We start from the raw sequence: 20251 nt of genomic DNA on the forward strand, positions 1-20251 counted from the left end.
ATGCGACCCTGCAAAACTACGCAATCGCAGCGAAGTCTTTATTGTATCTTTAGAATCCTTACCCGATTTCACCATGGCCAGACATTCGCAGTGCATTGTGGGGTTCTACAACCTGGAAAACCTGTTCGACACCCGGGACCAACCGGGGGTGCTGGACGACGACTTTACGCCCGGGGGCTTTAAGCGATGGACCCCGGAGCGGTATGAAAACAAACTCCATAAACTGGGGCGCACCATTGCCAACCTGGGGCAGGTAGGCCCCCTGGAAGCCCCGGCCATCCTGGGGGTGGCCGAGCTGGAAAACCATACCGTGCTGGACGACCTGTTGCAAACCGATGCCCTGGAGGGCAGTGGCCTGGAATATATCCATTACGATTCCCCGGACGAACGCGGCATTGATACGGCCCTGTGCTACCACCGGGAGTTGTTTGAGCCGGATGCCCAACAGACCATCCCCCTGATGCTGTATGAAACGGATGGCCGCCGGGATTATACCCGCGACATCCTGCACGTGAGCGGGAAACTGAACGGGGAACCGGTTCATATCTTTGTAAACCACTGGCCCTCCCGCCGGGACGGAGATGCAGAAACCGCACACAAGCGGATGACCGCCGCCCAAACCCTGCGGGAAACCATTGAACCCCTGCAGGCCGAAAACCCGGAAACCAATTGTATTGTGATGGGCGACTTTAACGACGACCCGCATTCGGAATCCCTGCGTTTTTTGGAAGAAGCCTCGGGGCTGCACAACCCCATGCGCACCCTCTTCCATCCGGAGCGGGGTTCTGCCAAATACAAAGACCAGTGGATGCTTTTTGACCAGATCCTGCTCTCCCACTCCTATTTAAATTACCAACCCGGCACCCACCGCCTGGGCCGGGCCGATATTTTTAACCCCGAATTCCTGCAGGAATGGAACGAGCCATTCAAGGGCAAGCCCTTCCGCACCTATGCCGGGCGCAAGTACCTGGGCGGGTATTCGGACCATTTTCCGGTGTATGTGCAGCTTACCCTGGAACCCTAACTCTTAATCATCTATACGAGTAATATTCCCTTCGGGCAAAAGATCTTCTCCACGCAGCCTGAGGAAAACCTGCGCTGTGGTGATCACATCCAATTCGCAGTATTTCCGGATGCGTTCCACATCCTGCTCTTCATAATATACCGATCGTATTTGACTGCCGTCCAGGTCTTGCTTGGGCGAGGGGATGCCCAGGATATGGGCCAGTAACCGAAGGGAGGTATAGTGTTTGAAATCGCCGAATTTCCAGAGCTCCATGGTATCCAGGTGGGGCACTTCCCAGGGCTTTTTGCCAAAGAGGTTCAGTTTGGCCGGCAGGGGCAGGCCGTGGATGATCATGCGCCGGGCCAGGTAGGGAAAATCGAATTCCTTCCCATTATGGGCGCAAAGCAATTTGCGCGGCCCCCGGAAATACCCCTCCAGCAGGGAGGAAAATTCCCGGAGCAACTCCGGCTCCGAACCCGTAAAACTCTTCACCCGAAAGGTGCGTGGGCCCCCGGACTCCTGAAAGAAACCCGCAGAGATGCATACCACCTTCCCGAACTCGGCCCAGATGCCCGCGCGCTCATAGAATTCGGCCGGGGTAAATTCCTCCTTGCGCTGGTAACGCGTTTTATGTTCCCACAGCTCCCGGGCCTCCTGTGTCAGGTCTTCATAATCGGCCTGCTCAGGTACGGTTTCAATATCCAGGAAGAGGATGTTTTCCAGAGGGATTTTTTGCAGCATGGAACTGTTTTCGGACTAAAAAAATACAAAGAAAGTGCACTTTCCCATCAGGGCCTGCGCGGGAAATATCCCCAATCTGGCCAAATCCCGCCCAAATACCGTTTTCCGACTGCCGGGTCGGTTTGGCGGTGGCTTCTCCAAGAGGGTTTCTGGATTAACGCCGGACAGGCCGCAGAAATCCCCTGTAAAATGCAGGAATCCGGGCCATTGAGCCGATAAAAAGTCAGTTATCCGACCAGTGGGTCGGTTTTCTAACCGAATAACGAGTGTTGGGGCGTTGGGCTCTCGTGGTTTAAAAGCCATTTCTTCCGGTGAATGCCCCCGGCGTATCCCGTCATAGAGCCGTCGGAACCGATCACGCGGTGGCAGGGCACCACAATCCAAAGGGGATTCTTGCCATTGGCGGCCGCCACGGCGCGGATGGCCTTGGGATCGCCCAGGCGCAGGGTGAGTTCCTGATAGGAAACCGTTTGTCCGTAGGGTATGGCCTCCAGGGCCTGCCAGACCCTTTTCTGGAAGGGCGTGCCTTCGGGTTGCATGGGGAAATCAAACTGGGTAAGCTCCCCTTCAAAATAGGCCTTCAATTGGGCGCAGGGTACTTGAAGGGTTTCAGGGATGCGCTCCTGCTTTAGGGTGCCGTCTTCCACCGAAATAGCGCTAACCCCGTCCTGGTTCCCACGGATCACCGCAATCCCCAGGGGGGTCTGTATCCGTGCCTCTTCCATACTATTCGATTATCCCGCTGCGTTTGGCCCGGTCTTCCCAGCGTTTGCGGGCCAGGGCCTGCAGGTCTTCCACGTTGTCACTTTCGTCCATGATTTCCATGCCCAAAAGGGTTTCGATCACGTCCTCCATGGTCACCAGGCCGCTCACCGAACCGTATTCGTCCACTACCAGGGCAATGTGCTCCCGCTTGCGGATCAGGGTGTCGAAAAGTTGCGGGATGGGGGTATTGCGGCGGGTTACCTGCAGGTCCCTCCGGATTTCCGAAAGGGGCTGGTCTCCGTTTTCGTTGATCATTTCCTCCAGTACATTGTCTTTGAGGACAAAGCCGGTAATCATGTCTTCCTGCTCCTGATACACGGGGATACGGGAGAAACGCAGGCGGGGATTCTCCCGGAAAAAGTCGGCTATGGTCTGGTTTTCCGGGGCAATTTTCATGACCGCTCGTGGCGTCATGATATCCTTCACCTGGATCTCGTCAAATTTCAGGAGGTTCTTAATCACCTTGCTTTCGGACTCCTCAAAAACCCCTTCCTCGTGGGCCACATCGGCCATGGCCGTAAAGTCCTCCCGGCTGAGCACGCTGTGGGCGTGTCCTTTTCCGATAAGTCGGGTAAACAACTGCAGCAGCCACAACAGGCCGGTAACCCGCAGGAACCAGACCATACCGTTCAGCAGGCGGGCCGAAATGGGCGCCAGCTTGCGCCAGTAGGTGGCCCCCAGGGTTTTGGGGATGATTTCCGAGGCCACCAGGATCAGGATGGTCATCAGGGCGGATACCACCCCAACCATCAGGTCTTCGGTAAAAGTGACGCCGAGTACCTGGTGTACCTCATCCCCGAACCGCTCCGCATAGGCCACCTTGGCCTGTACCCCCACCAGGATGGCCCCTACGGTGTGGGCAATGGTGTTCAGGGTCAGGATGGCGATCAGGGGTTTGTCCACATCCTTTTTCAATTGCTCCAGGGAAGCGGCGTAGTGCCGGCCTTCTTTTTTGCGGATGTTGATAAAAGTCGGGGTCACGGATAGCAATACCGCCTCCAGGATTGAACAGAGAAAGGAAAAGAAAATCGAAATAAAGGCGTAAAAAAGCAATAAGCCCATATATAGCGAATGTGAAGTCTAAGTTACAATAATTTCCCTATGGCCACCCGGCCTGGCGGAGGGCTTCATAAAAAACCTGCTGCACCCGGGTGCGCAGGTTCATTTCGTAGAGCTGCCGGTGTTCCCGGCTGGGGTAAACCCGGTTGGACAGAAATATATATACCAATTGGTACTTTGGGTCCACCCACACGAAAGTGCCCGTAAAACCACTATGTCCGAAGCTTTCGGGGCTGGCCAGGGGGGCTGGGTAGGCCGCATCCAGGCCCAGGGTGTCATTGCCGAAGAGCGGCTTGTCAAAACCCAGGCCGCGGCGGTTCTCGTTTTCCGGGAATTGCACCCGGATGCTTTCGCGGACCACGGCAGAATCCAGCACCTGCCGCCCCCCAAAATTCCCATATTGGGCATAACACTGCAGCAGCACCGCCAGGTCCCTGGCAGAGCCGAACAGGCCTGCATTTCCGGAAATCCCTCCCCTAAGGGATGCATTCTCATCGTGCACCCACCCGCGGGTCAGGGTATGCCGATAGAGGGTATCTACCTCCGTGGGCACGGTGCGCGCACCGGGGCGGTTCAGGGCCGGGAGAAAGACCAGGTCCTGCAACCCCAAAGGCCCATACACCTCCTGGCGGAGGTACTGGTCAAAAGGCATCCCGCTCAGGTCTTCCACCACCTGGGGAAAAACGAGAAAGGCCAGGCCGGAATAGCGATAGGTCTTATCCGCAGAAACCCGGGATCGGTTTACCTGCCGGTACATTTTTCGTATAAAGCGATTACGTACATACAACCCCTCATAGGCCTGCAAGCGGAACCGGCGGGAAGGTGTATCCCGCACAAACCGGTTTTTAAGGCCCTGGGCTGTGCGCACTTCACTGAGGAAAACGATATAGGGCACCAGGCCTGCCTGATGTGCCAGGATTTCCCGCAGGGTCAGATCCCTTTTATCCCGGTGCCACTTCCAGGGGGTCCAGTACTGGCTGAAAGGGGCATCCAGGTCTAATTTACCTTCACCCACCAGCTTTAACAGGGCCGGAAGGGCCGCCGTGATTTTGGTAACCGATGCCAGGTCGTACAAGTCGGTTGGGGCCACCGGAACCAGGCTATCGTAGGTATGGAAGCCATAGGCCTGGTGAAAAAGGACCTGCCCCTGATATGCCACCAGTACCTGCCCGCCCGGAAAGGCCTCCTCCCCAATCCCGGCAGCCATCAGAGAATCAACCTTTCGGTATAATTCAAGAGAATCCACCCCCAGTGCATCCAGGCTGACCGAGGGCATCTCCAAACCAGTATCAGCCAGCGGTATTTGAGGCGCCTCGGCCTGTGACCAAGCCTTATTAATACTGAATAGTATGCTTAAAGCAAAATATACAGCTAATCCCTGTAAGGCATTTAAAACAAAAATATTAGAACGAATATCTTTCATAGCCCTCAGGCGTTATCCCAGCAGGCGAACGGCATCCTTCGCAAAATAACTGGCCATGAGGTCTGCCCCTGCCCGTTTAATGGCGGTTAGCTGTTCCAGCATCACCGCATCGTGGTCCAGCCATCCTTTTTCGGCAGCCGCCTTTAGCATCGCATACTCCCCGGAAACCTGATATACGGCCACCGGTACATCTACCGCATTGCGCACTTCCCGTACAATGTCCAAATAGCACAACCCGGGTTTTACCATCACGATGTCTGCACCTTCCGCTACATCCATCCGGGTTTCCCGAAGGGCTTCGGTGCGGTTGGCCGGATCCATCTGGTAGGTCTTTTTGTCCCGGGGGGCTTCAACGCCTTTCACGGGGGCGGAATCCAGGGCATCGCGAAAGGGGCCATAAAAGGCACTCGCATATTTGGCGCTGTAGCTCATGATCCCGGTATCCTGAAAGCCTTCGGCATCCAGATGCCGGCGGATGGCGCCAATACGGCCATCCATCATGTCGCTGGGGGCCACCATATCGGCTCCTGCCTCGGCGTGGGAGGCCGACATTCGGGCCAGGACCTCCACCGTGGGATCATTGGCAATCCTGCCTTCGGATACAATCCCATCATGGCCAAAAGAGGAATAGGGGTCAAGGGCCACGTCCGTCATCACCCATAGGTCCGGGCAGGCATCCTTTACCGTTTTGACAGCCCGCTGCATCAAACCTTCCGGATTCAGGGCTTCGGTTCCGGCATTGTCCTTCAGGGTATCCGGTACTTTTACAAACAGGAGGACGGATTTCAGGCCCATGGCCCAGAGTTCCCGGGCTTCCTGAGCCAGGGTGTCCAGGCTCAGGCGGTAATACCCGGGCATGGAAGGGATCTCCTCCCGCAGGCCGCGGCCTTCCGCTACAAAGAGGGGAACGATAAAATCCCCGGGGTGCAGGTGGGTTTCGCGCACCATGGCACGGATGGCCGGGGTGGTTCGCAAGCGTCGGTTTCTTCGCATCAAGTCCATAGGTTTATAGGTTGGGCAGGTAGATTTCTCCTTTCAAATAAGTGATGGCCTGCCCGCCAATGTGTACGCGGGGGCTGTTATAGGCATACCGCAACATGCCACCGCGGGGGGAGCGCTGCTGGGCGGACAGGGTGGTCTTGCCCAGGCGGTCTGCCCAGTAGGGAATCAGCATGGTGTGTGCCGATCCGGTTACGGGGTCCTCGTCTATCCCTGCGGCGGGGGCAAAAAAGCGGGACACAAAATCCACCGCTTCCCCGGGGGCAGTGGCGATAATCCCGCGCACCTGAAAAGATTTCAGGGCAAAAAAGTTCGGGTCAAGGGCATCGATGGCGGCCTGGTTGTGATACACCAGCATATAATCTGTGAGTCCCTTAAGGCAGGCTTGGGGTTCGGCCCCCATGGCCGCGGCCAGGCCTTCCGGCAGGGCAGCTTCTGCCGGTACGTCCGCAGGAAAATCCAGCACCAGCCACTCTGCATCCCGGGATACGGTCAAAGGTCCGCGTTCCCGGCTGTGAAAGGTTATTTCGCTGGTTGCGGTTTCACGGGTCTGAAACAAAACATGGGCAGTGGCTAAAGTAGCATGTCCACAAAGGGCCACTTCCACGGCTGGGGTAAACCAGCGTATGGCGTATCCATCCGCTTGTGGCACCGCAAAGGCCGTTTCCGCGAGGTTGTTTTCGGCGGCAATGGCCTGCATCAGGCTATCCGGTAGCCAGGTATCCAAAATGCACACCGCGGCCGGGTTGCCGGTAAAAGGTTCCGGGGCAAAAGCGTCTACCTGGTACAACTCCAAGGTTTTCATCCGGTGAGGTTTAGGTTTAAAGGTACAATTTATTCCTGCCATCCGTTGGGCGGAAACATTCCATATACCTATTGGTTTATCTGTGAGTTAACCCTCTGATATCCAGTCCCTGGGATGCATCAATACTTCCACAAGGGCAGCCTCCCGCGTGCCTTCCGCAGGGTGGTGGTCGTATTGCCAGCGCACCACGGGCGGCAGACTCATCAGGATGCTTTCAATGCGGCCGTTGGTGCGTAACCCAAATAAGGTACCCTTGTCGTGCACCAGGTTGAATTCCACATACCGGCCCCGGCGTACCTCCTGCCATTCCCGTTCGGCAGGGCCATAAGGCAGGTCCTTGCGCCGTGCCGCAATGGGCAGATAGGCATCCAGGAAGGAATCCCCCACCCCGGTTACAAAGGCGTACCAGGCTTCGGCATCCCTGCCAGGCTCCGGGCGCAGGTAATCAAAAAACAACCCGCCCACCCCGCGGGCCTCACCCCGGTGGTGGTTCCAGAAGTACTGGTCGCATTTCTGCTTGTAGCGGGGGTAGAATTCAGGGTCGTGGGCATCGCAGGCCCCCTTGCACACCTGGTGGAAATGCCGGGCGTCTTCTTCGAACAGGTAATAGGGGGTCAGGTCCTGCCCCCCGCCAAACCACTGGTCCGCCACCTGCCCATCCGGGCCGTACAATTCAAAATACCGCCAGTTGGCGTGTACGGTAGGAACCATCGGGTTCTTCGGGTGCAGCACTAGGCTTAACCCACAAGCGTAAAATTCCGAAGGGCCCACCTTAAAATAGGCCTGCATGCTTTCCGGCAGGGTACCGTGTACAGCCGAAATGTTGACACCCCCTTTTTCAAATACGGCCCCTTCCTCGATCACACGGGTGCGCCCCCCGCCGCCCCCGGGGCGTTCCCAGAGGTCTTCCCGGAACCGGGCCTGCCCGTCCAGGGTTTCCAGGGCGCCGGTAATCCGGTCCTGCAAATCGCAGATATAGGCGTAGAACTTATCCTTCATATTCCTGTACGGCTTTAATAAAGGCCCCAGCGTGCTCCAATGGGATATTGGGCAGGATACCATGGCCCAGGTTGGCAATATAGCGGTCCTTGCCAAAGCCGCGGATCATCTCGTGCACCATGGCGCGGATGGTTTGGGGGGGAGACAGCAAACGGGACGGGTCAAAGTTCCCCTGCAGGGTGATCTTGCCCCCGCTTAGCCTGCGGGCTTCCTGGGGGGAAACGGTCCAATCCACGCCCAGGGCAGCTGCCCCGCTTCCGGCCATTTCCTCCAGGGCAAACCAGCACCCCTTGGCAAAGGCAATTACAGGCGCCAGATCCTTCAGGGCATCCACAATCTGCTGGAGGTACTGCCAGGAGAATTCCCGGTAATCTCCGGGGGAGAGCATCCCACCCCAGGAATCGAAGAGTTGTACGGCGTGTACCCCGGCTGCCACTTTGGCTTTCAGGTAGGCAATGGTGGTGTCCGTGATCTTTTGCAGCAACGCATGGGCCGCTTCCGGGTCTGTAAAGCACAAGGCCTTGGCCTGGTCAAAATTCTTACTCCCCTGCCCCTGCACGGTATAACAGAAAATGGTCCAGGGAGCGCCCGCAAACCCGATCAGGGGTACGGCCCCGTCCAGCTTGTCCAGGGTCATGCGGATGGCCTCCATCACATACCCCAGGCGGTCCTCCACATCCGGAACGCCCACCCGGGCCACATCGGCCGCCGTGCGTACCGGGTTGGGGAGCCAGGGGCCCACCCCCGGCTTCATTTCCACCTCAATATCCATGGCCTGGGGCACCACCAAAATGTCGCTGAACAAAATGGCAGCGTCCATCCCATACCGACGGATGGGTTGCACCGTAATCTCGGACGCCAGTTCGGGGGTCTGGCAGCGGGTAAAGAAATCGTATTGCTCGCGCAGGGCGATAAACTCGGGCAGGTAGCGCCCCGCCTGCCGCATCATCCAGACCGGCGGCCTGGAAACGGTTTCGCCCCTCAGGGCCCGAAGGAATAAATCGTTCTTGGGTGTATTCATGGCTGAAGTTCCATTTCAGAAATCAAGGTTTGCAGCACAGCCTCCACACTGGGGTGAAGCGCATTGCAATACCGGTTAGTATATTTTTTTGCCGCTGCAGCGGTAGTGGGCCCGATACAAACGGCCAAAGCCTTGCCAATAGGGTTCGCGGAGGTAAACGCGGCTATCCCGCTGGGACTGAAAAACAGGAGGGCGTCGAAATTCTGCCCGAATTTCTTCTGGACCAGGGTGGTGGCATACACCTCCCGGGCTTCCATCGGGATACCGGCCTGGGCCAGGGCCTCCGGCAAGGTATCCAGGCGGCGGTTGCCGCAGAAAAAGATAATATTCTGTTTGGTATTTTCTTGAATTAAAGCCTGGGCCAGGGCCCCGGCATTCTCATATACCCCCAACACCTCCTGCCCGGCTTCGCGAAGGGCTTCCGCTGTTTTGGAACCCACGCAATAACAAGAATTAACCTGGGTGGCCTTTTGGGCAAAACAGGCACGAACTGCATTGCGGCTGGTGAAGACCAGTAGGTCTTCCGCGGACCAATCCTGTGCTACGGGGAAGCAAGTGACCTCCAGGGCATCGTATGCCACTAATTCAACGGAATCCGGCAAAAGCAGCCGTTGTTCCGGGGTCAGTATGCGCGTGGAGAGCACCCGAACCATCAGGAAAGGGTTTTTCGGATTTCCTGCATCAGTTCGGCCCCGCCATTTTCCAGGATTTCCCGGGCGCAGGCTATCCCGAAAGTTTCGGGATCTCCGGCAGGGCCACTCTGGGCTACCCGCACTTCCCGGGTGCCATCCAGGGAAAACAGGGCCCCTGTAAAATCCAGTTGCCTGGCTTTTAGCTGGGCCAAAGCCCCAATAGGCGCGGTACAACCGCCCTCCAGTTCCCGCAGGAAAGCCCGTTCCGCTCGTACGCAGGCGTCCGTTGGGGCATGGTGAAGGGATTGGGCGGCAGCGGCGGCTTCGGCATCGTCTGCCCGGGCCACCACCAGCATGGCCCCCTGGGCCGGGGCCGGCACCATCCATTCCAGGGTGGTGTAGGTCTGCGGCAACAGGCCAATACGCTCCAGGCCGGCGGCGGCAAACACGGCGCCGTCCCAGCGGTTGTCTTCCAATTTCTGTAATCGGGTATTTACATTCCCCCTCAGGTCTACCACCTCGTGCAAGGGGTAACGCCGGAGCCACTGGGCTTTGCGACGCAGGCTCCCGGTGGCCACAATCCCTTCGGCATTCAGGAAATCCAGCCCCTTATGGACCAGGATGTCCATGGGGTTGGCCCGCTCCAACACGGCCACCGGCACAATGCCTTCGGGCAGGGCGGTAGGCACATCTTTCATGGAATGGACGGCCAGGTCAATGCTGCCGTTTAACAGGGCAATGTCCAGGGTTTTGGTGAAGATCCCGGTTACGCCCAATTCATAGAGGGGCTTATCCAAGATCAGGTCTCCCGTAGATTTTACCGGGACCAGGGTAGCTTCCACCCCATGGGCGGCCATGGCCTCCTGTACGGTGCGGGCCTGCCACAGGGCCAGTTCGCTGTCGCGCGTCCCAATGCGCAGGGAACGATTCATGTCCGGTCGGTTTCTAACTGGAATACCCGGCTGATCAGCTCCATGTACTCGTCCGTATCGGTCTCGGAGTCCTTCAGCTGGTTGGCAAATTGCCGGGTGATTTTGTTGATGATGCGATCCGTAACCACATCGGCCTGCTCCATATCGAAGCCTGTCATTTTACGGGATTGGAAATCCAGCTCCTCGTCTTTCATGGTCTGCAGCTTGCGCTTCAGGGCGCGCAACACCGGGGCAAACCGCCGGGATTCCAGCCACTGGTTAAAATCCGCATGTACTTCGCGGATAATGTTTTCGGCATCCGGGATAAATTGCTCCCGCTGGCGCAGGGTCTGGTCCGTAATGCGGGACAGCTGGTCCAGGTCTACCACGGTGGTGCCTTCCACCGCTCCAACCTCAGGGGCTACGTTGGCCGGGACGGATAAATCCAGCACCCAGCGCGGTTTTCCGGGCCGGATCATACTGGCGGTAAGGGTGGGGGCGGCCGCGCCGGTGGCCACCACAATCACATCAGCCTGGTCCACCTCGGCCTCCAGGATTTCGATGGGCTTTACCTCCAGGTGCAGCTTCTGCCCCAGGGCCTCGGCCCGTTCCAGGGTGCGGTTAATAAGGGTGATATGGTCGTGCCCGGTGTGCTTGACCAGGTTTTCGCAGGTGTTGCGGCCAATTTTGCCGGTGCCAAACAACAGGATCTTCTTTCCGGAAATTTCAGGCACCCGGGCCAGCAGGTATTGCACAGAGGCAAAGGCCACGGAAGTAGCGCCGCTGGAGAGGCCGGTTTCATTTTTGATGCGCTTGCTCGCCTGGATTACCGCATTGGTCAGCCGTTCCAGGAAAGGGTTGGTGATCCCCTTCTCCCGGGCATTGACAAAAGCCTTTTTCAGCTGGCTGATGATTTCAAAATCCCCCAGGATCTGGCTGTCCAGGCCAGAACCAACACGGAACAAATGGGAAATGGCATCCTGGTTTTCGTAAACGTAGCCCACAGCATCGAACTCGGCTTCGCAGCCCTGGCTGTGCTGGCACAACAGGCGGATCAGGTGCTGGGGGGCTGCAGCAAAGCCGTGCAGTTCGGTTCGGTTGCAGGTACTGGTAACCAGCAACCCGTCAATCCCTTCCTGCCGGGCTTGTTCAAGCAACGCCGCTTCGGCCTCCGGCAACAAGGCAAACCGACCCCGGGTTTCGACGTCGGCTTTCTCATAATTCAATCCAACCGTGATAAACCGGTTATGCTTGGAAATATGATACTTTTTCATAAAGACCGCACAAAAGTAGGGCGATTGTCGGACGAAAAATAACGCCAGAAGTTCTTTTAATACCGATAAGGGAGTTGAAAAGGGGGGATAAGGCCCAATTGCACGAAATCCCGTACTTTTGCCCGTATGACGCCCCTTGGGACGTTTTTTATTTAGAACAAATCTAAATAACATAGTCATTTCCCACGTGAAACCCTCCATCGAAAATATCGCCAGCGGTTCAATCCAGGCCCTTGAGGTAGAAACGGACTTTACCCTGTTGCGGCTGGACAATGCCGAAGACCGGGATGTGCTGGCCCAATATCCCGTAAAACAAGGGCTTTTACAGGTCCACTGCTGCCTGAAGGGCAATGCCCGTTTTCTCTATAACCAGGGGGCTTATGCCATGGAAGTACCGGCAGAACAATCCTTACTGCTCTATAACCCACAGACCACCCTGCCCATGGAGGTGGTGCTGGCCCCGGGTACCCGCATGCTCTCCCTGCTGATTCCCATCCGCAGCTTCCACGCCCTGTTTTCGGCCGAGGCAGATACCATCCCTTTCCTGAACCCGGATTACAAGGACAAGAAGTACTACCAGCAAAACCCCATTTCGCCTTCCCTGTCTGTGGTATTGAGCCAGCTCTGGAACCAGCATATGCACCCCTCGGTGATACAGTTGTACCATAAGGCCAAGGTGTACGAATGGCTATCCTTATACTTTAACCGCAATACCGACCCCCAGGCGGAACAATGCCCGTTCCTGGTGGACGAAGACAACCTGGGGCGCATCCGCCGGGCCAAGGAGATCGTGATTGAACGCATGGCCGAGCCGCCCAGCCTGAAGGACCTGGCCGCCGAAATCGGGTTGCCGCTTAAAAAATTGAAAGAAGGGTTTAAACAGATTTATGGGGATTCCGTCTACAGTTTCCTGTTCGACTATAAAATGGAGATGGCCCGCAAGATGCTGGAAACAGGGAAATACAATGTAAATGAAGTGGGGTTGAAGGTGGGCTACAGCACCGCCAGCCATTTTATTGCGGCCTTCCGCAAGAAATACCACACCACGCCCAAGAAATACCTGCTTTCCCTGGCCCAACCCGGGCGGTAATGCCTTTAGGGGGTCAGGGGCCGGGCCACCACGATCCCGATATTGCTTTTGATCTTTTTCAGGTAGTCTGCCAGGGGCTCTTCGCTGATCACCACCTCCCCCACGGTTGAGGCGTGCAGCAGGTGGATGCGCCCACTATCCAGACGAATGGCCAGGCCCGTGTGCGTTACATCCAGGCCGTCTATTCGCGTGGCCAGGGCAATGATATCGCCGTCCTGCAGCAGGGCCTCCCGCTTGGCTACTTCCTCCCGGGGCAGGATGCAAACCGGGGCATCCGAAAGGGCGGCCTCCACATCCCGCAGGGCCTCGTAGTTCGTATCGTCCGCCAGGAAAGGGTAAAGCTCCCGGTGTTCCCCCATAAAATTCAGGGGCTTGTACACGGTTACCCCGTACAGCTCCTCGGTGATGTCCCGAACCAGGCCCTTTTCCTCATTGTCGCGAATCCAGTCTGTGAAATAATGCAGGCGGGAAACATAGCCATCCAATTTGCCCTTGCGATAACGCACCTCTTCCAGACCTTTCAGGTAATGGTCCCATTTCCAGTCGCCTTCCCGGGCCAGGCGGCTCAGCACCAGCACATTTTCCACATAGGTGGTGCAATCCAGGCCCCGCAGGTTTACCACCAGCATCTCCGTTTCCCCTTCCTCCAAAGTTTTGGCCACATAGGGAGTGCCCAGAAAGGCCTTGCCCACCTGTACCATGGCCGGGCCCATGGCGGAATCTTCCAAATGCCCCAGGCCCCTGGACAGGCTGTCGAAAACCGCCTGGTCGTAGGAATGGAAATGGACCTTGCGGTGTTGGGCTTGCAGCCCGAGGGTTGCGGAAAGGAAGAACAGCAGGAAAAACCGCATAGCAATGATTTTAAATTAAAGGTACATTACATTCCCCTATCCGGCAGGGGGGCTGGGGTTAAAATTTTCTGTGGGCTGCAGCAAAACCCGCGTGCGTGCCAGGTGGTCCGGATAGTGCTCCTGCAGGTAGGCGATCAGTTTTTCACGCACATATACCCTGAGGTCCCAGGCTTTGGTGGCATCCGAGGCACTCACCAGCACCCGCAGTTCCACAAACCCCGGCTTGCTGTCCGTTACCTGGATGTTGGCCACCTGTCCGTCCCACAATTCGTGCTCCGAAACCAGGCGCTGCAGCTCCTTGCGCACGGGTTCAATGGGCAGGGTATAGTCGGTGTACAGGAAAACCACCCCGATCAGGTCCGAGGAAGTCTTGGTCCAGTTCTGGAAGGGCTGTTCAATAAAATAAGTGGTGGGCAGCACCAACCGACGCTTGTCCCAGATGCGCACCACCACATAGGTGAGGGTGATCTCCTCGATATTGCCCCATTCCCCTTCCACGATTACCACATCGTCCAGGCGGATGGGCTGGGTGATGGCAATTTGTATCCCGGCCAGGATGGTGCCGATCATTTTCTGGGCAGACAACCCGATAATAATCCCGGCCACCCCGGCGGAGGCAAAGACGCTCACCCCGATTTCCCGGATGCTCTCAAAACTCATCAGGGCCAGGCCCAGGGCCAGGATAATGACAATAAAGATCACGATGCGTTCCAGGATGGTGAATTGGGTGTAGACCTTCCGGGCCTTCAGGTTGTCCGACTCCCCGATGTCGTATTTGGCAATGATGAGTTTCTTGACTACCCTCAGGGCGCGGATCACCAGCCAGGTAAAGGAAAAGATAAACAACAGGGTGCTGGCCTTGCGAAAGTACCAGCCAAAATCTCCCATCCCCAAAACCTCGCGCAGGGATTGCATCCGCAGGATAAGGGATACCACCAGCAAAAACAGGGGGATAGCTACCTGGCGCACCGTGCCCCTGGGCAGGAGGTAGTCCGGGTTTTTACCATAGCGTCGCAGCAGATAGGCCAGGACCAGGTAGGCCATCAAAAAGGCAAAAAGCGCCAGGCTCAGGTACAGGATCGCGCGTTGGGATTCGTCCTTCAGGATTTCGTTAAGCATGGCCGGCGAGTTTTTCGGGAAGCTAAAAAAATTCAGGGGCATTGCCAATGACCGGGGTCAGAGATTGGTTTTGTTTATGCCGGTATTGGGATTTGAAGGCTGGCTTTTCGGCGGAATTGCGCGGCTTGGCTTATTTTTGCGCAGCAAACAACCTTCCTGTAATCCCTGCCTGTATGAAAGGTGTACTACTGGTTAACCTGGGCTCGCCGGACAGCCCCACCCCCAAGGACGTAAAACCGTACCTGGACGAATTCCTGATGGACGAACGGGTGATCGACGCCCCCAAATGGCTCCGGACCCTGTTGGTGCGGGGCATTATCCTGAACACCCGCCCCAAACGCTCCGCCAAGGCCTATGCCAAAATCTGGTGGGAAGAGGGCTCGCCCCTGATTATCCTCTCCGAGCGTTTCCGCGAGAAGGTACAGGCCCATACGGAGATGCCTGTGGCCCTGGGGATGCGCTACGGCTCCGGCAGTATTGAAGAAGGGATGCGGGAACTGGAGGCCAAAGGTGTGGATGAGGTGCTGCTAGTGCCCCTCTACCCCCACTATGCCATGAGCTCCTACGAAACCGTGGTGGTGAAGGCTCTGGAAGTACAGGCGGCCCATTTCCCGAACATGCGGGTAACTACCTTCCCGGCTTTCTATAAAGACCCCCGCTATATTGAAGTGTTGTCCCGTTCCATTGCCGAAGGGCTGGAGGGCTTTGAATACGATCACATCTTATTTTCTTACCACGGCATCCCGGAGCGGCACATCCGCAAGTCCGACCCCACGCACTTTCACTGTAAGATTGACGGGCAGTGCTGCCAGACCAATTCCGTGGCCCACCACACCTGTTACCGCCACCAGTGTTACGACACCACGGAGCTGGTTACCCAGGCGCTGAACCTGCCTAAGGACAAGGTGAGTACTTCTTTCCAGAGCCGCCTGGCCGGAGACCCGTGGCTGAAGCCGTATACGGATTACGAGCTGGAGCGCTTTGCCAAGGAAGGCAAAACCCGTCTGGCGGTAATTACCCCGGCCTTTGTTTCGGACTGCCTGGAAACCCTGGAGGAAATTGCCATGGAAGGAAAGGAAGATTTCCTGGAAGCCGGGGGCACGGACTACATCCACATCCCCTGCCTGAACGACCGGGAAGACTGGGTGGCTCTGATGGGGCAGTGGATAAACACGTGGAAAGAAACCGCTGCGCTGCCCGTCTAGGGGCTGCTTTTGTTTTGCAGGATAGCATCCGATCTTGCACCCTAGGGCGGGGGGGCACCCCCAAAGGATGCAATCGATTTAAAAAATGCCCGCCCAAAAGCGGGCATTTGCGTATTTTTAAGCTCCCCTGAAAACCCAACCCTATGAAACGTTTTGTACTGCTTTCCTTTTTCCTGTTTACCCTCTTCAGCCTCCATGCCCAGGACCGGATTACCGGGGCGCTAAACGTGACCCGTTCCGAGGTCCTGGCCCAACATGGCATGGTGGCTACCAGCCACCCCCTGGCCACCCAGGTGGGGCTGGACATCCTGAAAAAAGGCGGCACGGCTATAGACGCGGCCATTGCCGCGAATGCCACGCTGGGCCTGATGGAGCCCACCGGCTGCGGAATAGGCGGAGACCTGTTTGCCATTGTCTGGGACGCTAAAACCCAGCAGCTTTACGGCCTGAATGCCAGCGGCCGCTCCCCCCAGGCCCTGACCCTGGACTACTTTAAAAAAGAGGGGCTGGAAAAGATCCCATCCCACGGCCCCCTGCCGGTAAGCGTACCCGGGGCGGTTAGCGGGTGGTTTGAACTCCATGGCAAGTTCGGGTCCATGCCCATGTCCGACCTGCTTGCCCCGGCCATTGACTATGCCGAAAACGGCTTTCCCTTAACCGAGCTTATTGCGTGGTACATGCAGAATTCCGTGCCCTTCTATATGCGGCAGGGCTTCCCGAATATCCGGGAGACGTACATGGACCAGAATGGCGGGAAACTGCCCGGGGAAGGCGATATCTATAAAAACCCCTTTCTGGCCAACACCTACCGGGCCATTGCCAAAGGCGGGCGGGACGGCTTTTACAAAGGTCGCATTGCCCGCACCATTGCGGACTTTGTACAATCCCAGGGCGGCTTCCTCTCCGAGAAAGATTTGGCCAGCCACACCGCGGAATGGGTAACCCCGGTATCCGTGAATTACCGGGGGTACGACGTTTGGGAGCTGCCGCCCAACGGGCAGGGGATTGCCGCCCTGCAGATGCTGCAGATCCTGGAGGGCTACGACTTTTCCAACATCCCTTTTGGCAGTGCAGAGCACCTGCACCTCTTTACCGAGGCCAAGAAACTGGCCTTTGAAGACCGGGCCCAGTACTATGCAGACATGGACTTTGCCCAGGTGCCGGTAGAGACCCTACTCTCGGACATCTATGCGGACAACCGCCGCCAGCAGATTACCGACCGGGCCGGGGAATACAAGGCCGGGCAGATTTCTGCCGGGGAAACCATTTATATGACTGCGGCGGACCAGTATGGGAATATGATTTCCCTGATCCAGAGCAACTACCGCGGCATGGGCTCCGGGATGGTGCCCCCCGGGCTGGGCTTTATGCTGCAGGACCGGGGCGAGCTCTTCAGCCTGACCGAGGGGCAGGCCAATACCTACGAACCCGGAAAACGTCCCTTCCACACCATTATCCCGGCCTTCATTACCAAGGACGGGAAGCCCTGGGTGAGCTTCGGGGTGATGGGCGGGGATTTCCAGCCCCAGGGCCACTCCCAGATTGTGATGAACCTCATCGATTTTGGCATGAACCTGCAGGAAGCCGGGGACGCCCCCCGCTGGGACCACACCGGGGGCTCCAGCCCTACCGGGGCACGCGGGGGCGAAGGCCGGGTGCGCATTGAATCCGGCATCCCCTACGAAACGGTACGCGGCCTGATGGACCGCGGCCACACCGTGCAATTTGCCCGGGGCGTTTACGGCGGGTACCAGGCCATCCTTTGGGATGCCGAACAGGGCGTGTATCACGGCGCCTCCGAAAGCCGGAAGGACGGGCAGGCAGCGGGGTATTAACAGATGCCCCTAAAAGGTTTGAGGTGAGTCCCAACCTGGGGCTCGAAGTTGATCCGCGACTGCCTCGCGGTAGGATCATTCTTTTTTGACCGGACATTATATGCTCCGCGGCTGCGTCGCGTCGCCACTTTATGTTCATTTTCTTTGCTGGCCCAAAGAAAACGAACCAAAAGAAAAGGCCTTTCCGGCGAACTTCTGTCCCTTGAAATCTACGTCAGGGGTGCTGCCCGCCGCTGACTTACTCAGTGCTCAGGCGAATGTATCCATAGTCCCCTCACTTAAATTCATCCACTGGATGAATTTTGGTCGTTCGGCCCTGAAGCGGCTCAACTTCGTTGTCAGCACGCCCTTCCTCGATTTACTACGGTTCAGAACTTATGCCGGGATTGGGCCCAAACCAAAGAATTGCTAGCGCTAACGAAAGCAAAACTTTACCCAAATCCTAGCCCGTAAATTTTACTTCCGCCGCAGGCGGAAAACCCCCGAGGTTCAGCGTAAGGTATCGGAAGCGTTAAGAAGGCGGGAAGCCTTGGACCGTCTTTAGCTTCCGGTGCCTGGTTTTGCAGTGCAAACTGCAAAAACGCCTAAGCGAGGGCGCCGTTTTCTTTGCTTCGTTTCTTTTATTCACGCTCTAGTTCATTTGCTTTTATCGGAGTTCATGAATGCTGCGCATTTGGGCGAGCAAAAGAAATGAAGAGATAGCGCGAGGCGGCGCAGCCGCCGAGCATACCCCCTTAAAGGAAAATTCTCTGGCTTTGCCATCCAATTCAATTACCTTTGAACCTCCCTTCAAACCCCTATGGCTAAAGTAACCTCAGACCAACTCGGCACCCAACTCATCGGGCCATTGCTGATCCGGCAGGCTGTGCCCGCAGCGATCGGGATTTTGGTGATGAGCCTGAACATCCTGGTAGATACCATCTTTGTGGGCAACTGGATTGGGTCTATCGCCATTGCTGCCATCAATGTGGTGCTGCCGGTGTCCTTTTTTATTGCGGCCCTGGGGATGGCCATTGGCATTGGGGGCAGCAGTATCATTTCCCGCGCCCTGGGGGCGGACCACAAGGAAAAAGCGCTGCGCACCTTCGGGAACCAGCTTAGCCTGACCCTCCTGATCACGGTGTCTATGGTGGCCCTGGGCCTTTGGTTTGCCGACGGGCTAATCCCGGCCTTCGGGGGGAAAGGCGGCATCTTTGAGCCGGCCAAAACCTATTACACCATTGTACTCTACGGGGTGCCCTTCCTGGCGCTGTGTATGATGGGGAACACGGTAATCCGGGCCGAAGGCAAGCCCAAGTTTGCCATGATTGCCATGATCATCCCCTCGGTGGGGAACCTGGTTTTTGACTACATCTTTATCTACGTGTTCGACTGGGGGATGGAAGGGGCCGCCTGGGCCACCACCGGCAGCTACCTGGTCTGTTTTGCCTACATTTTCTGGTTCTTCCTCTCCCAAAACTCCGAACTCAAGATCGGGTGGCACCACCTGGGGCTGGAACCCGGCATCCTGAAGGAGATGGGCGCCCTGGGCTTTGTAACCCTGGCGCGGCAGGCTGTGACCTCCATCACCTACCTGCTGCTGAACAACATCCTCTTTGAACTGGGCGGGGAGCCCATGGTGGCCGTCTATGCCATTATTGGGCGCATGCTCATGTTTGCCCTGTTCCCGGTATTCGGGGTTACCCAGGGCTTTTTACCCATTGCCGGGTTCAACTACGGGGCGCATAAATACGCCCGGGTGAAGGAAACCATCTATACCGCCATCAAATATGCGGCTGCCGTGGCCACCCTGGTCTTTATTTTGCTCATGGCTTTCCCTGCAGAAATTGCCGAGCTTTTCCTGAGCAACCGGGCGGGGTTGTCTGCGGAGCAAATGGCCAACAATGCCTTTGTGCTGGAGCACACCCCGGGGGCCATGCGGTGGGTGTTTGCCGCCACCCCCATCATTGCGCTACAGCTTATTGGGGCGGCTTATTTCCAGGCCATCGGGAAAGCCATTCCGGCCCTTTTGCTTACCCTTACCCGCCAGGGCTTTTTCTTTATCCCCCTGATTTTGATCCTGCCCCGCTTTTTCGGGGAGCTGGGGGTGTGGATCAGCTTTGCCATTGCCGATGTGCTGGCCACCCTAGTGACCGGGTACTTCCTGAAACAGGAGGTAGACCGCACCCTGAAGTAAGCCGGGTTACACCTCCCCTTTCCAAACGGTATTGAGGCATTCCCCTGAGGGGTTTTGCCGGGCGATCAATTGCTGTTGCCGCTCCGGCGGCCAGGCGCGGATCTCCCGCTCCCGCCGGCGGGCACTACGAAAATCCGGATAGGTTTCCAGGTAGAGCAGACAGTAACAGCCGTGCTTCCCGGCATAGGAAAACCGCAGCCCTTTGCTGTCGTTTTCGTGTTCGGTCAGGCGGCGGTGCAGGTTACGGGTAACCCCAACGTAATAAACCGTGCGGGCCGTATTGGAGGTGATGTATAACAGATGGGCTGGTGGCATACCCAAAGGTGCGAAGCCACCCTGC

At 57.1% G+C, this 20251-nt stretch carries 19 protein-coding genes; 5 read left to right on the plus strand and 14 right to left on the minus strand.

Annotation, left to right across the window (positions count from 1 at the left end):
- The first annotated feature begins 73 nt into the window (after window positions 1-73).
- Window positions 74-1024 (plus strand): endonuclease/exonuclease/phosphatase family protein, encoded by a 951-nt coding sequence (locus OZ410_RS03525; RefSeq protein WP_277706532.1) that lies wholly within the window; start codon window positions 74-76, stop codon window positions 1022-1024.
- Window positions 1025-1027: 3 nt separating this feature from the next.
- Here the strand turns inward: OZ410_RS03525 and OZ410_RS03530 are convergent, their stop codons facing one another.
- The 11 genes from OZ410_RS03530 to hemA form a co-directional block, all read right to left on the minus strand.
- Window positions 1028-1747 (minus strand): 3'-5' exonuclease, encoded by a 720-nt coding sequence (locus OZ410_RS03530; protein ID WP_277706533.1) that lies wholly within the window; start codon window positions 1745-1747, stop codon window positions 1028-1030.
- A 251-nt stretch (window positions 1748-1998) separates the two neighbouring features.
- Window positions 1999-2472, minus strand: coding sequence for a methylated-DNA--[protein]-cysteine S-methyltransferase (locus tag OZ410_RS03535; protein WP_277706534.1), 474 nt, complete (start codon window positions 2470-2472; stop codon window positions 1999-2001).
- 1 nt (window position 2473) lies between these two features.
- The gene (locus tag OZ410_RS03540; protein ID WP_277706535.1) at window positions 2474-3574 is read right to left on the minus strand and encodes a CNNM domain-containing protein; all 1101 of its coding nucleotides are present in this window, start codon (window positions 3572-3574) and stop codon (window positions 2474-2476) included.
- A 37-nt stretch (window positions 3575-3611) separates the two neighbouring features.
- Entirely contained in the window at window positions 3612-4847 is a 1236-nt protein-coding gene (locus tag OZ410_RS03545) for a serine hydrolase domain-containing protein (RefSeq protein ID WP_277706536.1), read from the minus strand.
- A gap of 159 nt (window positions 4848-5006) precedes the next feature.
- The gene (gene hemB, locus OZ410_RS03550; RefSeq protein WP_420917742.1) at window positions 5007-5987 is read right to left on the minus strand and encodes a porphobilinogen synthase; all 981 of its coding nucleotides are present in this window, start codon (window positions 5985-5987) and stop codon (window positions 5007-5009) included.
- A 13-nt stretch (window positions 5988-6000) separates the two neighbouring features.
- A complete protein-coding gene (locus tag OZ410_RS03555) occupies window positions 6001-6798 on the minus strand; it encodes a PhzF family phenazine biosynthesis protein (protein ID WP_277706538.1) in 798 nt (265 codons plus the stop codon).
- Window positions 6799-6885: 87 nt separating this feature from the next.
- Window positions 6886-7797, minus strand: a complete 912-nt coding sequence (gene hemF / locus OZ410_RS03560) for an oxygen-dependent coproporphyrinogen oxidase (RefSeq protein WP_277706539.1) — start codon at window positions 7795-7797, stop codon at window positions 6886-6888.
- On the minus strand, window positions 7787-8818 hold the full coding sequence (gene hemE, locus OZ410_RS03565; RefSeq protein WP_277706540.1) for a uroporphyrinogen decarboxylase: 1032 nt from the start codon (window positions 8816-8818) through the stop codon (window positions 7787-7789). Before hemE ends, hemF begins: the two co-directional genes overlap by 11 nt.
- Entirely contained in the window at window positions 8815-9471 is a 657-nt protein-coding gene (locus OZ410_RS03570) for a uroporphyrinogen-III synthase (RefSeq protein ID WP_277706541.1), read from the minus strand. The genes hemE and OZ410_RS03570 overlap by 4 nt, the downstream gene beginning before the upstream one ends.
- Window positions 9471-10382, minus strand: coding sequence for a hydroxymethylbilane synthase (hemC, locus tag OZ410_RS03575; RefSeq protein ID WP_277706542.1), 912 nt, complete (start codon window positions 10380-10382; stop codon window positions 9471-9473). The genes OZ410_RS03570 and hemC overlap by 1 nt, the downstream gene beginning before the upstream one ends.
- Complete coding sequence (gene hemA, locus OZ410_RS03580) at window positions 10379-11635, minus strand: glutamyl-tRNA reductase (RefSeq protein ID WP_277706543.1); 1257 nt, start codon at window positions 11633-11635, stop codon at window positions 10379-10381. The genes hemC and hemA overlap by 4 nt, the downstream gene beginning before the upstream one ends.
- Before the next feature lie 187 nt (window positions 11636-11822).
- On the opposite strand from hemA, the gene OZ410_RS03585 reads away from it, so the two are divergent.
- Window positions 11823-12725, plus strand: coding sequence for a helix-turn-helix transcriptional regulator (locus OZ410_RS03585; RefSeq protein WP_277706544.1), 903 nt, complete (start codon window positions 11823-11825; stop codon window positions 12723-12725).
- A 5-nt stretch (window positions 12726-12730) separates the two neighbouring features.
- Here the strand turns inward: OZ410_RS03585 and OZ410_RS03590 are convergent, their stop codons facing one another.
- Window positions 12731-13576 (minus strand): N-acetylmuramoyl-L-alanine amidase-like domain-containing protein, encoded by an 846-nt coding sequence (locus tag OZ410_RS03590; protein WP_277706545.1) that lies wholly within the window; start codon window positions 13574-13576, stop codon window positions 12731-12733.
- 36 nt (window positions 13577-13612) lie between these two features.
- Window positions 13613-14695, minus strand: coding sequence for a mechanosensitive ion channel family protein (locus tag OZ410_RS03595; protein ID WP_277706546.1), 1083 nt, complete (start codon window positions 14693-14695; stop codon window positions 13613-13615).
- Between the two features lie 173 nt (window positions 14696-14868).
- Here OZ410_RS03595 and hemH point away from each other — a divergent pair, with 173 nt between their 5' ends.
- The 3 genes from hemH (at window position 14869) to OZ410_RS03610 (ending at window position 19911) form a co-directional block, all read left to right on the plus strand.
- Entirely contained in the window at window positions 14869-15900 is a 1032-nt protein-coding gene (hemH, locus tag OZ410_RS03600; protein ID WP_277706547.1) for a ferrochelatase, read from the plus strand.
- 143 nt (window positions 15901-16043) lie between these two features.
- Entirely contained in the window at window positions 16044-17735 is a 1692-nt protein-coding gene (gene ggt / locus OZ410_RS03605) for a gamma-glutamyltransferase (RefSeq protein WP_277706548.1), read from the plus strand.
- A 799-nt stretch (window positions 17736-18534) separates the two neighbouring features.
- Window positions 18535-19911 carry an MATE family efflux transporter gene (locus OZ410_RS03610; protein ID WP_277706549.1) on the plus strand — a complete coding sequence of 459 codons (1377 nt, stop codon included), beginning with the start codon at window positions 18535-18537 and terminating at the stop codon, window positions 19909-19911.
- 6 nt (window positions 19912-19917) lie between these two features.
- Here OZ410_RS03610 and OZ410_RS03615 read toward each other — a convergent pair whose 3' ends face one another.
- A complete protein-coding gene (locus OZ410_RS03615; RefSeq protein WP_277706550.1) occupies window positions 19918-20226 on the minus strand; it encodes a GIY-YIG nuclease family protein in 309 nt (102 codons plus the stop codon).
- Between the last annotated feature and the right edge of the window lie 25 nt (window positions 20227-20251).

Origin of the sequence: Robiginitalea aestuariiviva, from assembly GCF_029537735.1 — a bacterium.
In the GTDB taxonomy this organism is placed as follows: domain Bacteria; phylum Bacteroidota; class Bacteroidia; order Flavobacteriales; family Flavobacteriaceae; genus Robiginitalea; species Robiginitalea aestuariiviva.

Excerpts from the sequence above, each read along its gene's own strand:
- OZ410_RS03610 (WP_277706549.1), top strand. The coding sequence starts at position 18,535 with ATGGCTAAAGTAACCTCAGACCAACTCGGCACCCAACTCATCGGGCCA.
- ggt (WP_277706548.1), top strand. The coding sequence starts at position 16,044 with ATGAAACGTTTTGTACTGCTTTCCTTTTTCCTGTTTACCCTCTTCAGC.
- hemF (WP_277706539.1), bottom strand. The coding sequence starts at position 7,797 with ATGAAGGATAAGTTCTACGCCTATATCTGCGATTTGCAGGACCGGATT.
- OZ410_RS03540 (WP_277706535.1), bottom strand. The coding sequence starts at position 3,574 with ATGGGCTTATTGCTTTTTTACGCCTTTATTTCGATTTTCTTTTCCTTT.
- OZ410_RS03555 (WP_277706538.1), bottom strand. The coding sequence starts at position 6,798 with ATGAAAACCTTGGAGTTGTACCAGGTAGACGCTTTTGCCCCGGAACCT.
- OZ410_RS03530 (WP_277706533.1), bottom strand. The coding sequence starts at position 1,747 with ATGCTGCAAAAAATCCCTCTGGAAAACATCCTCTTCCTGGATATTGAA.
- OZ410_RS03570 (WP_277706541.1), bottom strand. The coding sequence starts at position 9,471 with ATGGTTCGGGTGCTCTCCACGCGCATACTGACCCCGGAACAACGGCTG.
- OZ410_RS03615 (WP_277706550.1), bottom strand. The coding sequence starts at position 20,226 with ATGCCACCAGCCCATCTGTTATACATCACCTCCAATACGGCCCGCACG.
- hemH (WP_277706547.1), top strand. The coding sequence starts at position 14,869 with ATGAAAGGTGTACTACTGGTTAACCTGGGCTCGCCGGACAGCCCCACC.
- OZ410_RS03590 (WP_277706545.1), bottom strand. The coding sequence starts at position 13,576 with ATGCGGTTTTTCCTGCTGTTCTTCCTTTCCGCAACCCTCGGGCTGCAA.
- OZ410_RS03595 (WP_277706546.1), bottom strand. The coding sequence starts at position 14,695 with ATGCTTAACGAAATCCTGAAGGACGAATCCCAACGCGCGATCCTGTAC.
- hemA (WP_277706543.1), bottom strand. The coding sequence starts at position 11,635 with ATGAAAAAGTATCATATTTCCAAGCATAACCGGTTTATCACGGTTGGA.
- OZ410_RS03535 (WP_277706534.1), bottom strand. The coding sequence starts at position 2,472 with ATGGAAGAGGCACGGATACAGACCCCCCTGGGGATTGCGGTGATCCGT.
- OZ410_RS03525 (WP_277706532.1), top strand. The coding sequence starts at position 74 with ATGGCCAGACATTCGCAGTGCATTGTGGGGTTCTACAACCTGGAAAAC.
- hemE (WP_277706540.1), bottom strand. The coding sequence starts at position 8,818 with ATGAATACACCCAAGAACGATTTATTCCTTCGGGCCCTGAGGGGCGAA.
- hemB (WP_420917742.1), bottom strand. The coding sequence starts at position 5,987 with ATGCGAAGAAACCGACGCTTGCGAACCACCCCGGCCATCCGTGCCATG.
- hemC (WP_277706542.1), bottom strand. The coding sequence starts at position 10,382 with ATGAATCGTTCCCTGCGCATTGGGACGCGCGACAGCGAACTGGCCCTG.
- OZ410_RS03545 (WP_277706536.1), bottom strand. The coding sequence starts at position 4,847 with ATGCCCTCGGTCAGCCTGGATGCACTGGGGGTGGATTCTCTTGAATTA.